This window comes from Brachybacterium sp. P6-10-X1 (genome assembly GCF_001969445.1).
In the GTDB taxonomy this organism is placed as follows: domain Bacteria; phylum Actinomycetota; class Actinomycetes; order Actinomycetales; family Dermabacteraceae; genus Brachybacterium.
Window position 1 is genome coordinate 1895717 of sequence record NZ_CP017297.1, and the last position, 15202, is coordinate 1910918.

At 72.7% G+C, this 15202-nt stretch carries 16 protein-coding genes; 6 read left to right on the top strand and 10 right to left on the bottom strand.

The genetic code is table 11. The features are described 5' to 3' along the window. Positions 1 to 177: 177 nt before the first annotated feature. From BH708_RS08695 to BH708_RS08705, 3 genes are all read left to right on the top strand, one after another. Positions 178 to 1173 carry a 1,4-dihydroxy-2-naphthoyl-CoA synthase gene (locus tag BH708_RS08695; RefSeq protein WP_076808153.1) on the top strand — a complete coding sequence of 332 codons (996 nt, stop codon included), beginning with the start codon at positions 178 to 180 and terminating at the stop codon, positions 1171 to 1173. A gap of 7 nt (positions 1174 to 1180) precedes the next feature. After that, positions 1181 to 2548, top strand: coding sequence for an AMP-binding protein (locus BH708_RS08700; protein ID WP_083713401.1), 1368 nt, complete (start codon positions 1181 to 1183; stop codon positions 2546 to 2548). A gap of 164 nt (positions 2549 to 2712) precedes the next feature. Then, positions 2713 to 3609: a 1,4-dihydroxy-2-naphthoate polyprenyltransferase gene (locus tag BH708_RS08705; RefSeq protein ID WP_076808155.1), complete on the top strand. Its 897-nt coding sequence runs from the start codon at positions 2713 to 2715 to the stop codon at positions 3607 to 3609. A 98-nt stretch (positions 3610 to 3707) separates the two neighbouring features. On the opposite strand, the gene BH708_RS08710 is transcribed toward BH708_RS08705, so the two are convergent. After that, positions 3708 to 4049, bottom strand: coding sequence for a DUF4229 domain-containing protein (locus tag BH708_RS08710; RefSeq protein WP_076808157.1), 342 nt, complete (start codon positions 4047 to 4049; stop codon positions 3708 to 3710). Between the two features lie 75 nt (positions 4050 to 4124). Between BH708_RS08710 and BH708_RS08715 the strand changes: the two genes are divergently transcribed. Next, entirely contained in the window at positions 4125 to 4478 is a 354-nt protein-coding gene (locus BH708_RS08715; RefSeq protein WP_076808159.1) for a PLD nuclease N-terminal domain-containing protein, read from the top strand. A 17-nt stretch (positions 4479 to 4495) separates the two neighbouring features. On the opposite strand, the gene ccsB is transcribed toward BH708_RS08715, so the two are convergent. The 6 genes from ccsB to BH708_RS08745 all read right to left on the bottom strand — a co-directional run bounded on the left by ccsB (position 4496) and on the right by BH708_RS08745 (position 10143). Next, complete coding sequence (gene ccsB, locus BH708_RS08720; protein ID WP_076808160.1) at positions 4496 to 5581, bottom strand: c-type cytochrome biogenesis protein CcsB; 1086 nt, start codon at positions 5579 to 5581, stop codon at positions 4496 to 4498. Then, a complete protein-coding gene (locus tag BH708_RS08725) occupies positions 5578 to 7425 on the bottom strand; it encodes a cytochrome c biogenesis protein ResB (RefSeq protein ID WP_083713402.1) in 1848 nt (615 codons plus the stop codon). The genes ccsB and BH708_RS08725 overlap by 4 nt, the downstream gene beginning before the upstream one ends. Next, complete coding sequence (locus BH708_RS08730) at positions 7425 to 8261, bottom strand: cytochrome c biogenesis CcdA family protein (RefSeq protein WP_076808162.1); 837 nt, start codon at positions 8259 to 8261, stop codon at positions 7425 to 7427. Before BH708_RS08730 ends, BH708_RS08725 begins: the two co-directional genes overlap by 1 nt. After that, positions 8258 to 8854: a TlpA disulfide reductase family protein gene (locus BH708_RS08735; RefSeq protein WP_076808164.1), complete on the bottom strand. Its 597-nt coding sequence runs from the start codon at positions 8852 to 8854 to the stop codon at positions 8258 to 8260. Before BH708_RS08735 ends, BH708_RS08730 begins: the two co-directional genes overlap by 4 nt. Next, positions 8851 to 9498 (bottom strand): histidine phosphatase family protein, encoded by a 648-nt coding sequence (locus BH708_RS08740; RefSeq protein ID WP_076808165.1) that lies wholly within the window; start codon positions 9496 to 9498, stop codon positions 8851 to 8853. Before BH708_RS08740 ends, BH708_RS08735 begins: the two co-directional genes overlap by 4 nt. Positions 9499 to 9594: 96 nt before the next feature. Further along, entirely contained in the window at positions 9595 to 10143 is a 549-nt protein-coding gene (locus BH708_RS08745; RefSeq protein ID WP_076808167.1) for a MarR family winged helix-turn-helix transcriptional regulator, read from the bottom strand. A gap of 135 nt (positions 10144 to 10278) precedes the next feature. On the opposite strand from BH708_RS08745, the gene BH708_RS08750 reads away from it, so the two are divergent. Both BH708_RS08750 and BH708_RS08755 read left to right on the top strand, forming a co-directional pair. Then, positions 10279 to 10809: a YceI family protein gene (locus BH708_RS08750; protein WP_076808169.1), complete on the top strand. Its 531-nt coding sequence runs from the start codon at positions 10279 to 10281 to the stop codon at positions 10807 to 10809. Between the two features lie 237 nt (positions 10810 to 11046). Next, positions 11047 to 11352, top strand: a complete 306-nt coding sequence (locus BH708_RS08755; RefSeq protein WP_076808171.1) for a glutaredoxin family protein — start codon at positions 11047 to 11049, stop codon at positions 11350 to 11352. Between the two features lie 121 nt (positions 11353 to 11473). On the opposite strand, the gene BH708_RS08760 is transcribed toward BH708_RS08755, so the two are convergent. The 3 genes from BH708_RS08760 to BH708_RS08770 form a co-directional block, all read right to left on the bottom strand. After that, positions 11474 to 11572, bottom strand: a complete 99-nt coding sequence (locus BH708_RS08760; RefSeq protein WP_076808172.1) for a 30S ribosomal protein bS22 — start codon at positions 11570 to 11572, stop codon at positions 11474 to 11476. 129 nt (positions 11573 to 11701) lie between these two features. Next, positions 11702 to 13414 carry a dynamin family protein gene (locus tag BH708_RS08765; protein WP_076808174.1) on the bottom strand — a complete coding sequence of 571 codons (1713 nt, stop codon included), beginning with the start codon at positions 13412 to 13414 and terminating at the stop codon, positions 11702 to 11704. Further along, positions 13411 to 15195: a dynamin family protein gene (locus BH708_RS08770; RefSeq protein ID WP_076808176.1), complete on the bottom strand. Its 1785-nt coding sequence runs from the start codon at positions 15193 to 15195 to the stop codon at positions 13411 to 13413. The genes BH708_RS08765 and BH708_RS08770 overlap by 4 nt, the downstream gene beginning before the upstream one ends. Positions 15196 to 15202: the final 7 nt, after the last annotated feature.

Below are 15202 nucleotides of genomic sequence, written 5' to 3' on the forward strand. Positions count from 1 at the left end.
GGGACGGCGAAAGCCGGGGCGCGGCCGTGAGCCGGGGCACGGCCGCGACATGGTGTGGAGCGCCGGGAGGTGTCCTGGCGACGCTCTGTCGCGATGATCTCTCGCCAGCTCCGTCCCGTGCGCGGCGGAGATGACCCCAGGGACGATCACCACCGCAGCAGGACTACTCTGGCAGGCATGACCACGCCTCCGGATCCGCTGCCCCGCCAGGTCTCCGAGACCTTCGACCCCCGGATGTGGCGGGAGGTGGGCTCCGCCGAGCACGGCGGGCCGGCCTTCACCGATCTCACCTACCACCGGGCCGTCGAGCGGGTCGAGAGCCCCGACGGCGAGCGGACCGGTCACGACCTGCCCACGGTGCGGATCGCCTTCGACCGGCCCGAGGTGCGCAACGCCTTCCGTCCGCACACGGTCGACGAGCTGTATCGGGCCCTGGACCATGCCCGCCTCGACACCGGAGTGGGGGTCATCCTGCTCACCGGCAACGGCCCCTCCCCCAAGGACGGAGGCCGCTCCTACTGCTCCGGCGGCGACCAGCGCATCCGCGGTCGTGCCGGCTACGAGTACGCCGAGGCCGAGGAGCTGGGCGAGACCGGCCCGGTGCGCGCCGGCTCCAGCGGCCGCCTGCACATCCTCGAGGTGCAGCGCCTGATCCGCACCATGGGCAAGGTGGTGATCTCCGTCGTGAACGGCTGGGCGGCCGGCGGCGGGCACTCCCTGCACGTGGTTTCCGACCTCTCGATCGCCTCGCGCCAGCACGCCCGCTTCATGCAGACCGACGCGAACGTCGGCTCCTTCGACGCCGGCTACGGCTCCGCCTACCTCGCCAAGCAGGTGGGGCAGAAGCGAGCCCGGGAGATCTTCTTCCTCGCCGAGGAGTACTCGGCCCAGGACGCCTACGACTGGGGCGCCGTGAACCGCGTCGCCGACCACGAGGAGATCGAGACCGAGGCCCTGGCGATGGCCGCGCGGATCGCCACGAAGTCACCGCAGGCCATCCGCATGCTGAAGTTCGCCTTCAACCTCGCCGACGACGGCCTCATGGGCCAGCAGGTCTTCGCCGGCGAGGCGACCCGGCTGGCGTACATGACCGACGAGGCCGCCGAAGGGCGCGACGCCTTCCTCGAGAAGCGCTCCCCCGACTGGTCGCCGTTCCCCCACCCCCAGGGCTGAGCGCACGATGTCCGGTCCGTCCGAACCGCGCGGCACGTCCGATCCGTGCAGCACCACCGAACTGCGCGACGACTCCGGCCTGCCCTGGCTGGTGCCGGCCGCCTATGACGCCTCCGCCGCCTCGCTGACTGCACACGCCCGTGCGATCGGCGAGGTCATGGCCGGCACGGGGCGGCTGTGGCTGGGCCCCTTCGACCCTCCGTCCGCGCTGCCGACGGGGTTCGAGGACACCGCCCTGGTCGTGCCCACCTCCGGGTCCACCGGCACCGCGAAGGCCGTGGCCCTGAACCGCGAGGCGCTGCTCGCCTTGCAGGATGCGACCGCCCACCTGCTGGCCGGCGACCCCGCGACCGGCGGGATCGGCGCGAATGCTGCGCCTGCCGCGACGGAGGGGCACGGATTCTGGCTCCCCCTGCTGCCCCCGACGCACATCGCCGGCGTGCAGGTCCTCGCCCGCGCCCATCGCACCGCCCAGGTGCTGGGCCGGGAGGACCCCGCTCTGCCCGATCCGCTGCCGGACCTGCGCGGCCACTTCGACGCCGCCGCCTTCGTCGCTCTCGCCGAGCCCGCTCTCGAGCAGGCCGAGCAGGCCGGTCTGCCCGCGTACACCTCGCTCGTGCCCACCCAGCTGACCCGGATCGTCACCGGCGCGACCGGGGCCGATGCCCGGGCCCGCTCCGTCCTGAAGCGTTTCGCCGCGGTGCTGGTGGGCGGTGCCGCCACCAGCGAGGAGATCCTCGCGAAGGCCGCGGCCCAGCGGATCCGGGTGCGGACCACCTACGGCTCCTCGGAGACCGCGGGCGGCTGCGTCTACGACCGGATCGCCCTGCCCGGCGTCGAGCTCGGCCTCGAGAGGCCCGATGCGGGCGGGGCCGGGCGACTGGTCATCGCCTCCCCCACCCTCGCGCTCGGGTATCTCACCGCCGACGGCTCCCCCGACACCACATCGTTCGCGCATACGGCGGACGGTCGACGCACCTTCACCACCTCCGACCTCGCCGAGCTGGACACCGACGGTGCGCTGACCGTGCTCGGGCGGGCCGACGACGTGATCAACACCGGCGGACGCAAGGTGCTCCCCCAGGACGTGGAGCGGGCCATCGACCGCTCGCTCATGCTGCGCGGCCTGGTGCGTTCGAGCGTCGTGGTCGGGGTGGACGACCCCGACTGGGGGCAGCGGGTCGAAGCACTGGTCACGCTCGAGGACGGGGCGGAGCCGGCCGAGGCGACGGCCCTGGTGCGCTCGGCCCTGCGCACCAGCGACGTGCCCGCACACATGATCCCCAAGCGGGTGCACGTGCTCGACCGGCTGCCGCTGCTGGGCATCGGCAAGGTCGACCGCGCCGCCGCTCGCCACCTCGCCGCCACGCGCTGAGAGCCCGGGCGGCACCGCCCCGGAGGCCGCGGGCCGGGAACTCACGCGGTGCGGCCGGGGCCGTCGGCCCGTGCTCTCCGACACGGTCCCGATGCGCGGCCCGACCGCGGCGTATCCTCAGGGAGGCCCCCGACCGGGCGGCCACCGATCGCACGAGGAGCACGATGGCCGGCCTGTCGCAGTGGGTGGAGGGCGCCCGCCCCAAGACCCTGCCCGCCGCGCTGGCCCCCGTCGCCGCCGGCACCGGGGTCGCGATCTGGCAGCTGGGCGAGCAGTCCGGCGCCGTCGACTGGACCCTGGTGATCCCCCGGGGCGTGCTCGCCCTCGCCGTCTCCTTCAGCCTGCAGATCGGCGTGAACTTCGCCAACGACTACTCCGACGGGATCCGCGGCACCGACGACGACCGGGTGGGCCCGTTCCGTCTCACCGGTTCCGGCGCCGCGGCTCCGCGCACCGTGAAGAGGGCCGCGATCGGCTCCCTCGCCGCCGGTGCCGTGTTCGGCATCGCCCTGATCGCTCTCGCGCAGATCTGGTGGGCGCTGGTGGTCGGTGCCGCCGCCATCGCCGCAGCCTGGTTCTACACCGGGGGGCGCAGGCCCTACGGGTACCGGGGGCTCGGCGAGCTCTTCGTCTTCGTCTTCTTCGGGCTGGTGGCGGTGGGCGGCACCGCCTACGCGATCACGCCCCACCCGAACTGGGTCACACTGCTGGTCTCGGTCGCCATCGGGCTGCTGGCCGTCGCCCTGATGCTGACCAACAACCTGCGCGACATCCCCACCGACGCCGTCGCCGGCAAGCGCACCCTCGCGGTGCGGTTGGGACAGCGCGGCACCCGCGCCCTGTTCACCGCGAACCTGCTGGCGCCCTTCGTGCTGATGGTCCCGGTGATGGTGGTGCAGCCGCCGGTGCTGCTGGTGCTCGCGGCCCTGCCGTTGGCTTTCGCGCCGGTGCGCGCCGTCCTCGGCGGCGCCCGGGGCCGCGATCTGATCCCTGTGCTGGGCAGGACGGGCCGGCTCGAGCTGGTGTTCTCGCTGCTGCTCCTGCTCGGCCTGGCCCTCTGAGCACGAGTGCCGCAGCCGGGGCCGACGAGCTCCCGCCGGCGTGATCTCGCGTCGGCGAGGGCCGCAGGGCGCCGGATCCCCGCGCGCCGCCGGGCGACTCACTCGCCGCGGGCAGGCCCCGTGCCGCGGTCGGCGTCGTCCGCCTCGTCGCCCGCCAGGTCCTCACCGTCCGCCGCGTCCTCGTCGAGCACCGCGTCCTCCGCATCGGCGTCCGGGTCGACCGGCTGGCCCTTGCGCGCGCGACGCCGCTCGTCGGCCGCCTTCCAGCGCATCGCGGCGGAGGAGCGGAGCCGATCGAGGAAGAGGATCGAGATCAGCATCGCGATCAGCGCCGCCAGCGCGGCCGCCAGCAGCAGCCCGACGTCGAACAGGGTGAGGAGCCACCAGATCCCCACCCACAGAACCAGCCGGATGACGGCGAAAAGGGCCATGTCTCGCATGGCTCCAGCGTAGTTCTCCCGGATGGCAGCTCCCCGACCCTGCTCAGGTTCAGGTGCGCTCAGTAGACTTCGGCCATGCTTCGCGGCTTCCTGGTAGTGCTCTCCATCGCTCTGACGGTGTTCGCCCTCGCCGACTGCGTCCAGACCGAGAACGACAAGGTGCGGGGCATCCCGAAGTGGGCGTGGGTCGCTCTGATCGTGCTGCTGCCCTGGGTGGGGCCGATCACCTGGCTGGTCGTCGGCAAGGATCGGCCGGACGAGGGCGGGGTCGACCGTCCCCGGCGGGAGGGGCCCACCGCACCCGACGAGGACCCCGAGTTCCTGCGTCGCCTGGACGAGGACATCCGCCGGGAGCGTCGTGAGCGCCAGCAGCGCGACCAGGGCGGCGAGGGGACGGACGGACCCGCCGGCGGGTCCCCGAACACCTGAGGCGCCCGGGCTCTTGCTCAGAGACCGGAGTAGGAGTGCAGGCCGTTGATCACCGTGTTGACGATCGTGTAGTTGAACACCACGGCCACGAATCCGGCGAGGGCGAGTCCGGCGGCACGGCTGCCGCGGAAGCCGCCGGTGGCGCGGGCGTGCAGGTAGGCGGCGTAGATCACCCAGATGATGAAGGTCCACACCTCCTTGGGGTCCCAGCCCCAGTAGCGGCCCCATGCTTCGCGGGCCCAGATCGCCCCGAAGATCAGCGTGAAGGTCCAGCACACGAAGGCGACCGAGTGGATCCGGAAGCTCAGACCCTCCAGCACCGTGGAGCTGGGCAGACGGTCCAGCACGTGGCCGAAGCGTCCCCAGTGCTCGGGGAGCGCCTCGCCGGCCTCAGCCTTCTGGACCAGGGCGCGCTCGTGACGCGCCTGCAGCAGCTGCATCGAGGCGACGACGGCGCCGAGGATGGACAGGGCCGTCGAGAGGACGGCGACGGAGATGTGGATGTAGATCCAGTGCGAGTTCTGCAGGCTCGGAGTCAGCTGGGCGGCCGGCACGATCCACAGGGTCTGCGCCAGCAGCATCAGAAGCAGCACCGGGCCGACCACGAAGGTGCCCAGGACCCGCAGCTCGACGCGTTTGATGCTGAAGACCAAGAAGGCGGCCATCACGACGGCGGAGCTGGTGGTGGCGAACTCGTACATGTTCGCCCACGGCACCCGCTGAGTGGCGATCGCGCGGCAGGCCACGCCCGAGATGTGCAGGACGGTCGCCGCCATGGCCAGAAGGAAGGCGAAGCGCTGGGACGTCATCGTGCCCGAGGAGGCGCCGTTCTCGGCCCCTCCCCCGGCGCTCCCGGCCCCGGCCCCGGGCCCGTCGGCCTCCGCCGGCAGGCTCGAGGTCGCGCCGCGGCCCGCGCCGATCGTCGCGGGCTGAGCCGTGCGCGCCGTCTGCTGCTGTTCCTCGCGGGCCGCCAGGCGCGCGTCGCTGCGACGCTGCGAGGTGGAGGCGAGGTCGGCGGAGAAGCCGATCAGCGCGAGCACGTACAGCACGATCGTCACCACGATGAGGAGATTGGAGATCTCCGCCAGCTGCTGGTCAATCACTGTGCACTTCCTTCGGGGGGTGGATAGGTGGCCGCTTCCGGCCCCGTCTTCTCGGAGGGCCGGGGCCCATCCTGCTCCGCGGCGAGCTTCTGCGCCAGAGCGCTCACGTCATCGGCCAGCGCGGGATCGTCGCTGCGGGCGAGCCCGGCGACTTCCAGCACGACCGTGCCGTCGGTGCCACGGGCGCCGCCGGTGCCGTCGGTCCGGGCGACGCGCACCCAGAGGCGGCGACGCGGCACGAACAGCGACAGGATCAGTCCACCCGCGGCGGTCAGGGCGCTGACCAGCACCCAGCGCTCGAACGGATCGTGGGCGACGTCGAAGGCCGCGTAGCGGCGGACGCCGTCGAAGGTGATCTCGGAGCCGTCGGGCAGCTCGAAGCGCTGGCCCGGGGTGAGCTTGATCAGCATGGGCGAGCCGTCCTCGCCCGTGACCTGGTCGAGAGAGCTGACGTCGACCTCGTAGGCGTTCTGCGGGATTCCCGCGTCCAGACCCAGGTCGCCGTGGTAGACGGTCAGCGCCAGCATCGGGTTCATCAGATCGGGATAGATCGAGTGCGGGCCCTGCTCGTCGATCTGCCCGGTGGGCAGGAAGAAGCCGACGACGGCCGTCTGCTTCGGCTGCGCGTCGGGCGCCTTGATCACCAGCTGGGAGGTGTATCCGGTGTCTCCCATCGGCACCGTGATCACGGGCCCCTCGGCCACCACGGTGCCCTCGGGGTCGGTCACGGTCACCTCGGGGGCGTAGCCGTTGCCGAGCAGGTACATGGAGCTGCCGTCGACGTGCAAGGGCTTGTTGACCTGCAGGGTGCGCTTCTCGTGTTCCTCGCCCGGGGTGGTCACCGCGATATCGGCCTCGAAGGACAGCGGCTGGCCCACGCGGGACTCGTCGGCGCCCTCGAGCACGTACTCGGCGCGGAAGTCCTCCAGGGTGAACTGGAACGGGGGCATGGCGGAGGAGTCGAACCAGGCGCCGGACTCGAAGGAGTCGTACTGGGTCAGGGAGTTGGAGAAGCCCTCGCCCTCGACCACGGTGATCTGCCCGCGGTAGCTGGTCAGCTGGCCGCCGGCCACGCAGATCAGCACGCCGACGAGCGCGATGTGGAACAGCAGGTTGCCGCTCTCGCGCAGCAGCCCCCGCTCGGCGCTGACCGAGCGCGAGCGCTTCTCCTCGCGCACGACGGTGCGGTAGCGCGAACGTCGCAGGGAGCGGTGCGCCGCCTCCAGCAGGCTGTCGGCGTCCGCCCCCGGCAGCTCGAGGCGGGTGTACCCGGTGAAGCGGGTCAACCGCGAGGGCGTGCGGGGCGGCTGGGCCCGCAGCTGGCGCAGGTGCACCCCCACTCGCGGCACGATGCAGCCGATCAGCGAGATGAACAGCAGCAGGTAGATCGCCGAGAACCACGGCGAGGAGAACACGTCGAAGAAGCCCAAGGTGTCGAGGATCTCGCCCCAGCGGCCGTTCTCGTCGAGGAACTCCTGCGTCAGCGAGGGGTTCACGCTGCGCTGCGGGTACAACGAGCCCGGCACGGCGGCGATGGCGAGCAGCATCAGCAGGATCAGGGCGGTCTGCATGCTGGTCAGCTGGCGCCACAGGAAGCGCAGCGTGCCCCGCAGGCCGAGCGCGGGGGCGTTCGCACCGCGCCGCGGCGGGCGGGGGGCGTCCTTGTCGCGCTTGCTGCTCCAGGCGTCGGCGGCGATGTCCGTGCCGCGGTCGGTGCCGGTCGGGCCGCCGGCATCGCGGGGTCCGCGGCGGTGGTTCGGGTCGTTCGGGTCGTTCGGGTCGTGGTCCAGGGTCTGATCCGTCCTGTCCGGGGCCGTCTCGGGCCCGTCGTCCTTCTCGCGCATCACACCACCGGCTCGAAGGTCGCGACAAGCCCTTGCAGCTCGCTCATCCAGGCCGCCCACACACCGGTCATCAGCAGCACGCCGATCGCGATCAGCAGCGCCCCGGAGAGCAGGCCGATGGTGCGTCGGTGCCGCGCGAGCTTCTTGGACAGGCCCAGGGCCCGGTCGAACAGCAGCGCGAACAGCACGAAGGGGATGCCGAGGCCGAGCGAGTAGGCCAGGGCCAGGATCCCGCCGCGCAGTGCCGCGCCATCTCCCCCGCCGTCCAGGGACAGGGCGACGATCGCGGCATAGGTGGGGCCGATGCACGGGGTCCAGCTGAGACCGAACACGAGCCCCATCAACGGGGCACCGAGGAGCCCTGCGTCGGGCTTCTTGCTGGTCACGAGACGGTTCGACCCGAGCCCGGGGAACACCCCCAGGAACACGAGACCCATCAGCAGCACGATCGCCCCGGCGATGCGGTTGATCCACACGCTGTAGGCCTGCAGCAGGTAGCCGAGCGCTCCGGCGAAGCCGCCGAGGATCATGAACACCACGGCGAAGCCGGCGACGAACAGGATGCTGCCGGCAAGCATGCGGCCGCTCCCGGCGCGGCCGCCCGAGGGAGCAGCTCGGCGGCGGCCCCCGCCGCCGACCCGGCCGGCCCCGCCGGTGCCGACGGCGCCCTGCCCGGCGAGGCCGGAGACGTAGCCGAGATACCCGGGCACCACCGGCAGCACGCACGGGGACAGGAAGGCGACCAGACCGGCCGCGGCGGCGACGGCCACCGCCAGCAGCAGGGAGCCGGACAGCGCGGTGGCCTGGAAGGCGTCTCCGACCTCGGCAGTGATCATTCGTCCAGCACCTTGTCGATCATGGAGCGCAGCGTCGAGGGATCGATGCCGCCGGAGATGCGGGCGGCGACGCGGCCCTCGCGGTCCAGCACCAGCGTGGAGGGGACGGCGTTCGGGGCGACCTGGCCCCGCAGCTCGTACATGATCTCCGCGTCCCGGTCGGGCAACGAGGGGTAGGTGATCCCGTAGCTCTCCTCGAAGGCCTTCGCGGGCCCGGCGCTGTCGCGCACGTTGATGCCGACGAAGGAGACTCCCTGGTCGGCGTACTCCTCGTGGATGGCCTGCAGGTCGGGAGCCTCCTTGCGGCAGGGCGGGCAGGAGGCGTACCAGACGTTGACCACGAGCAGCTCCCCGCGATGATCTGCGGAGGAGAAGTCCTCGCCGTCGAAGGTCTCGCCGGAGAACTCGAGCGGCTCATCGCGCTCCGCGGGAGCGATCTCGGTGGTCACGCCGTCGCCGGAGACATATCCGGACTCGTAGCGGCCGCTGGTGTCGGCTCCGCAGGCGGCGAGCAGCAGCGCCGTGGACGCCGCGCCGGCGGCGCCGAGCAGGCCGCGGCGGCTGGGCCGTGGCGGACGGGACTGCGCGCTCACGTCAGCTGTCCTCCGGTGGCGTCGACCGCTCCGGCGTACAGCTCGGCCGCGGGTTCCGCATAGGAGACGTCGGCCAGATGGGGGCCGACGAAGCGCAGGCTGGTCACCGAGCACAGTCCGCACCGGCGGCGGCGCGGGTCGTGGCACAGCGGCTTGCCCTCGGCGCTGCGGCGGGTCACCCAGATCGGGAGCTGGTGCAGCACCAGCACCGCGTCGTGCCCCTCGGCCGCGGCGCGGGCGTCGTGGATCGCGGCGGTCACCCGGGCGACCTGCTCGCGGTACGGCTCGCCCCAGGAGGGCCGCAGCGGGTTCAGGAACCAGCGCCAGTTGCGGGGATCGCTGAGCTTCGCCGTGCCGTACCCCATGCGCTGCCCCTCGAAGTGGTTGCCCGATTCGGTGATCCGCTGGTCCGTGGTGACGTCGAGCCCGTGGGCGGCGGCGATCGGCGCGGCGGTCTGCTGGGCGCGCAGCATCGGGGAGGAGCGCACGAGGGCGACGTCGGAGCCGACGAGGTGGTCGGCGACCCGCTGGGCCATCTGCTGCCCGCGGTCGCTCAGGCGGTACCCGGGCAAGCGTCCGTACAGCAGGCGCTCGGGGTTGTGCACCTCGCCATGGCGGACGAGGTGGACGGCGGTGGTGGTCACGGGTGCGCGGTCCTCACTCAGGAGATCAGCTGGATCGATGCGGTCGGTCGGGCCGAGCCGCCTCGAGCCGCTTCACGGTACCAACCCAACCTCCGATCAGTCCTGGGAGGCGGCCGGGACGTGAGGAGCCGGACTCCCGATCCCGATCGGCGCGTCCTCCGGGATGGCGCGGCCCAGGATCCGCCCCAGCTCGAGGAAGTCGTCGTGGCCGACGACGTCCAGCAGCAGCTCGCGCACGGAGCGCACATGGGTCGGTGCCGCCTTCGTCAGCAGGGCGACGCCCGCATCCGTCAGCTGCGCCTGGCGTCCGCGACCGTCGTCCGAGCAGCGCACCCGCTCGACCAGCCCGCGCTTCTCCATGCGGGAGACGGTGTGGGTCAGGCGCGAGCGGGAGTGGACCACCCGGTCGGCGAGTTCCGACATCCGCAGGAACTGCTGGTCAGCCTCGGACAGCCGCACCAGGATCTCGTACTCGCCGAGGGTCAGGTCGATCTCCGGGTCGGCCTGGAGCGCCTCCGTGAAACGGTCGGTCAGCAGCGTGGTCGCGTACAGGAAGCTGCGCCAGGCCGTCTGTTCCGTGCGGGTCAGCCAGAGATCCTCGGGCCGCGAGGCCCGGTCCGTATCGTGGGGCTGGGTGGTGTCCATCACTCTCTCCTGTTTCCGTGGTGACGCCTCTTGCGTCACCGCCAAGCATAGTTTAGGTTTCAAGCATACGCCTCGTGATCGTCCCCTCGATCACGTCCCCCGGACCCGACACAACCCGACACAAGGAGACACACCATGAACGATCTCACTCCCGGCACCTGGACCCTCGACCCGGCCCACACCTCTGCGAGCTTCACGGTGCGCCACGCGGGCATCTCCAAGGCCCGCGGCCAGTTCACCGACGTCGAGGGCTCCCTCGAGGTCGGCGACGGCGGCCAGAACCTCGCCTTCAACACGACGCTGAAGACCGCCTCGATCAACACCTCCCAGGAGGATCGCGACAACCACCTGCGCAGCGGCGACTTCTTCGACGTCGAGAACTTCCCGGAGATCACCTTCACCTCCACCAAGGTCGAGGGCGACACCCTCGTCGGCGACCTGACCATCCGCGACATCACCAAGCCGGTCACGCTGGACTTCGCCTACGAGGGCGCTGCGACCGATCCCTTCGGCATCTACCGCGCGGGCTTCACGGGCGAGACCAAGATCTCCCGCAAGGAGTTCGGCCTGACCTGGAACGCCGCCCTCGAGGCCGGTGGCGTGCTGGTGGCCGACGAGGTCAAGATCTCGGTCGAGGCCGAGTTCACGGCGCCGACCGCCGCCTGACACCTCCTCGCACGCCCGGCGCGAGCACGTCCTCGCCGCAGCAGGGCACCGACGGGCCGTCCGCACACCGCGGGCGGCCCGTCGTCGTCCGCGGAGGTCCCCTGCCTGCACATCACTCTCCTGCTCGTCCTGGCCGGCCAGGATCGTCCGTTCGACCCGGCTCGCGCCGCTCCTCCAGCGGGCTCCCGGCGCCCGGGCGGCTGCCGGCACCGCCATCCTCTCGATACAGTGCGCCCCATGACCACCCCCCGCATTCCCGCTCCCACCGACCCGGACGCCCGGATCCTGTACCTCACCCGGGAAGGCTGCCACCTGTGCGAGGAGGCTCTGCCCGTGGTCCGGTCCGAGGCGGACCGGGCGGGCACCAGCGTCGAGGTGCAGGACATCGACGCCGACGAGACGCTGCGCACGGACTGGGATCACGACGTGCCGGTGATCATCGTGGACGGCGCGGTCCACGCCCGGTACCGGGTCGACGCCGAGCAGCTGCGCGGAGCGCTGGCGAAGCGCTCGTGGTGGAGGCGCCTGACCGGTCGCGCCTGAGCCACCGATCACGCCGGGCCCGCCCACCGCACCGCACCCACCGGTCACGGCGGACTCACCGCAGCTCGCGACAGCAACGGCCCCCGCCGATCGGCGGGGGCCGTTGCACGTCAGGCGGCGCTCACTTCTTGTTGCGGCGCTGGTGACGGGTGCGGCGGAGCAGCTTGCGGTGCTTCTTCTTGGACATGCGCTTGCGTCGCTTCTTGACGACAGAACCCATAGGGAGCCTCAGTTCTGCAGGCCTGCGCCTGCGGGGATGGAGCGGCGATCTGAATGCGCGGCCCGCGGAGACTGCACAGAGATCTGCAGAGGCACTGCGCGGGTCCGGCGCCACGGTCGACCAGTCATTCTACACGGGCGTCCCGGAGGGATCACCGTGCGCACGTGCGAGATCCCTCGCAGCCTCGTGAGCGCGGGCGAGCTCCGCGTCGACCCCTTCGACCACGTGGCTGCGGGCGACCTCCTGGACCCGGTCCCGCAGCACGCGGCGGGCCCGTCGGCGATGGCCGATGGCGGTCAGCGCCGCGAGCCCGCCGCCCGCCGCACCGATCAGGATGCCGGCGGCGATGCCCAGCACCAGCAGCGCGGTGGGCAGCGGGATCGGGATCCACAGCTCCTCGATCATCGGCATCGGCGGCGGCGGGGCCTGGAGGACGACCAGGACGACGTTGAGCGTCAACCAGCCCAGACCGACCACCCAGGCGAGCATCGCCACCCACTGCAGCACATCGAGGACCGGCCACCACCACGAGGAGCCGCGAGCCCGCAGATCCGCCCCGGCGACCGCTTGGTCGAGCGCATCGGGCAGCTCGTCCTCCCGGGCGCGGGCGGCACCGCGCACCGCCGCCCGCCACGGGTCGCTGCCGCCCGCCGAGGCCGCATCGGCGAATCGGCGCACCCCGCCCGAGGCACGGGCCCGAGCGGCCGCGTCGGGCTCCGGCAAGGAGGTGCGCTCCAGCCCCTCGCCGTCGCGCTCCGTGCCGATGCCCAGCCGCCGCAGCGGGTCCGGTCGCAGCTGTCGGGCCCAGCGCAGCACCGGCCATCCCACACGTCCGGCGGCCCGGAACCGGTAGGAGGCTCCGACCGCCCGGGCGACCGGATCGATGCGGGCGGCGGCGGCGAGGTCCTCGACCAGACGATCGACCTCCTCCGTCGCAGCGCCGGCGGGAAGTCCTTCCGGATCGGCCGCCTGCTGCAGTCGCTCCGCCGCCTCGCGCACATCGGCTCGCTGGCGTGCCGCGGTGGCCTCGCGGCTGCGGGCGAGTCCGACGAGGTGCTCCCGCAGGTCCGCGACGCCCTCCCCCGTGCTCGCCGAGGTCCCGACGACGAGGGCCTCCTCGAGGCCGTCGTGGTACGCGATCGATGTCAGCGAGTCCAGCACGTCCTCGCGCTCCGGCTCGCGCAGCCGGTCGAGCTGGTTCAGGACCAGCACGGTGACCGCGTCATGACCGGCGAAGGGGCGCACGAACTCCTGGTGCAGGACGGCATCGGCGTACTTCTGCGGATCGGTCACCCACACCAGCACGTCGACCAGCCCGGTCATGCGGTCGGCGATGGCGCGGTTGCCGGCTTCCACCGAGTCGAGATCCGGCAGGTCCAGCAGCACGATGCCGGGGGTGGCCTCGGGGTCCTTGCGCCGTGCGCGTCGGCCGCGGCGTCCCGGTGCGGCCGCGGTCTCGAGCGCGGCGCCGGTGCCGTCGAGGTGGTGGCGGTCCTCGACCTCGAGCCAGTCCAGCAGCGGGTCGCTCTCCGCGGCGCCGAGCACTGCCGCGACCGGTGCCGAGGTGGTGGGCCGACGCACCGCGGCCCGGGAGATGTCGACGCCGGCCAGGGCGTTGAGGAGGGAGGACTTCCCGGACCCGGTGGCGCCGAACAGACCGATCACGGTGTGCTCGGCCGAGAGGGCTCGGCGGCGGTCGATCCGCGAGAGCGTCTCCCGGACCAGATCCACCTCATCGCCGGTGGCGATGCCCTCGAGGGCGTCGGCGGCCCGGGCCAGGGCGTCGATGCGCTGGGCCAGCGGCGCCGGCGCGGGGGCGGAGCGGTTCAGCAGGGGGCTCATGCGGCCTCCCGGATCTCGCGGGCGAGCTGCTCGAGGTCCGCGGCGTCGGATTCCAGCTGCTGCTCGGAGCCGGACTGCCCGAGGGCGTCGAGACGCTCGAGGAACGGGGCGGAGCGCGCGGCGACCAGGGCGTCGAGCCGGGCGGTCAGACGCTCGCGGGCCACCCGTGCCATGCGCCGCACGGCCTCGTCGCCGAACACGGTCTCCAGCAGCTTCTGGCCGACGACGGCGGTGGCGGCGCCCGCCCCCACCTCGAGCCCGGTGGGGATGAAGGCGGTCGAGGCGAAGACGACCACCATCAGTGCGACGCCGACCACGTTGACGCCGAGGGAGAGCACCCGTGCCCGGGTGCGGCGGTCGGAACCCTCCTCGCGGACGAGGTCGAGCACGTCGCCCTGCCAGGCGCGGATCCCGGCGGCGACCTCCTCGCGGTAGCTCTCCGGGATCCGGGAGAGATCCAGCCCCTCGGCGAGGGATCGGCCGGAGGCGGTCGCGCGCCAGGCGGCCTCCGCCCGCTCCGCACCGCGAGCCGTCTCGTCGACCACGACGTGCACGAGGCCGGTGCCCAGCGCCTGCTCGGCGGCGACCGACGGGGCCGGCTTGCCCGTGAGCGCCAGTCCCACCCGGTCCCGGATCCGGGCCACGAAGCTCTCCAGACCGCGGATCATCTCGCCCGTGCCGACGACGTCCTGCCAGCGGGCGAGCACCTCTCCGCGCAGCAGGGACCCGTCGCCGAGAGCTGCGTCGATGCGCTCGCGGGAGCCGCTGAACGCCTCGGTCGCCTCCTGGCGCAGCCGCTCCCGCTCGGCGTCCTGGGTGCCCGCGTGCTCGGCGATCTGCCGGGTGGAGGCGGCCAGACCGGTCACGGCGCCGGCGAGGGTGCGCCGCGCGATGCGGCCGCGGGCCTCGGCGTCGGCGGCGAGACGCGCGAGGTGCTCGTGGAGCTCTGCGACGGCGGCCGGGGGGAGCATCCCGGTCTCGTCCAGCTCGGTCTCGGCGACCAGGAACAGCCGGCTGACCTCGATGCCGTTGTGCTCGAGCATGCCGCGGAGGTCCTCGGCGAGCTCCTCGGCGACACCGGGCCCCTCCGGGATGCGGTTCATGACCACGTCCACGGTGACGTCCCGCTCGGCCGCGGTGCGCAGCACCTCCCAGGGCACGGCGTCGGCATAGCGGTTCGCGGTGGTCACGAACAACCACAGGTCGGCGGCGCGCAGCAGCTGCCGGGCCAGCTCACGGTTGCCGGCGGCCACGGAGTCGATGTCCGGGGCGTCCAGCAGCGCCAGACCCTGCGGGATGCGGCTCTCGGCGTGCAGGGCGAGGCTGGTGGCGGGATCGACGTCCCCGGTGGTGTCCCCGGCGTGGGGCGCCTCCGGATCTGCGGGGTCGGCGCCCCCGTCCCCGGGAGCCGGGCCCCCGCCCGCGTGGACACGGGCCAGACCGGGCAGGATCCGGGTGCCGGTGAACCAGGGCTCGTCGTCGGGGTGGTGCAGCAGCACGGGCCGACGGGTGGTGGGGCGGATCGCGCCCGAGCGGCTGACCGTCTCCCCGACCAGGGCGTTGACCAGGGTGGACTTCCCGGCGCCGGTCGATCCGCCGATCACGGCCAGCAGCGGGGCGTCGAGGGACTCCAGGCGCGGGATGACGTGGTCGCTGAGCTGGGAGAGGGCCGCGGAGACCTCGGCGCGGGCCCGGTCGGCGCCGTCGACGGGCAGAGGCAGCTCGAGAGCGCGCAGATGCTCGGCGAAGTCGTCGAGCACCGCGGTCGACGGTGTCGTCATGCATACC

Bases quoted from the DNA above. Each gene is read 5' to 3' on its own strand.
- BH708_RS08695 (WP_076808153.1), top strand. From the start codon at position 178: ATGACCACGCCTCCGGATCCGCTGCCCCGCCAGGTCTCCGAGACCTTC.
- BH708_RS08700 (WP_083713401.1), top strand. From the start codon at position 1,181: ATGTCCGGTCCGTCCGAACCGCGCGGCACGTCCGATCCGTGCAGCACC.
- BH708_RS08705 (WP_076808155.1), top strand. From the start codon at position 2,713: ATGGCCGGCCTGTCGCAGTGGGTGGAGGGCGCCCGCCCCAAGACCCTG.
- BH708_RS08710 (WP_076808157.1), bottom strand. From the start codon at position 4,049: ATGCGAGACATGGCCCTTTTCGCCGTCATCCGGCTGGTTCTGTGGGTG.
- BH708_RS08715 (WP_076808159.1), top strand. From the start codon at position 4,125: ATGCTTCGCGGCTTCCTGGTAGTGCTCTCCATCGCTCTGACGGTGTTC.
- BH708_RS08725 (WP_083713402.1), bottom strand. From the start codon at position 7,425: ATGCGCGAGAAGGACGACGGGCCCGAGACGGCCCCGGACAGGACGGAT.
- BH708_RS08730 (WP_076808162.1), bottom strand. From the start codon at position 8,261: ATGATCACTGCCGAGGTCGGAGACGCCTTCCAGGCCACCGCGCTGTCC.
- BH708_RS08745 (WP_076808167.1), bottom strand. From the start codon at position 10,143: ATGGACACCACCCAGCCCCACGATACGGACCGGGCCTCGCGGCCCGAG.
- BH708_RS08750 (WP_076808169.1), top strand. From the start codon at position 10,279: ATGAACGATCTCACTCCCGGCACCTGGACCCTCGACCCGGCCCACACC.
- BH708_RS08755 (WP_076808171.1), top strand. From the start codon at position 11,047: ATGACCACCCCCCGCATTCCCGCTCCCACCGACCCGGACGCCCGGATC.
- BH708_RS08760 (WP_076808172.1), bottom strand. From the start codon at position 11,572: ATGGGTTCTGTCGTCAAGAAGCGACGCAAGCGCATGTCCAAGAAGAAG.
- BH708_RS08765 (WP_076808174.1), bottom strand. From the start codon at position 13,414: ATGAGCCCCCTGCTGAACCGCTCCGCCCCCGCGCCGGCGCCGCTGGCC.
- BH708_RS08770 (WP_076808176.1), bottom strand. From the start codon at position 15,195: ATGACGACACCGTCGACCGCGGTGCTCGACGACTTCGCCGAGCATCTG.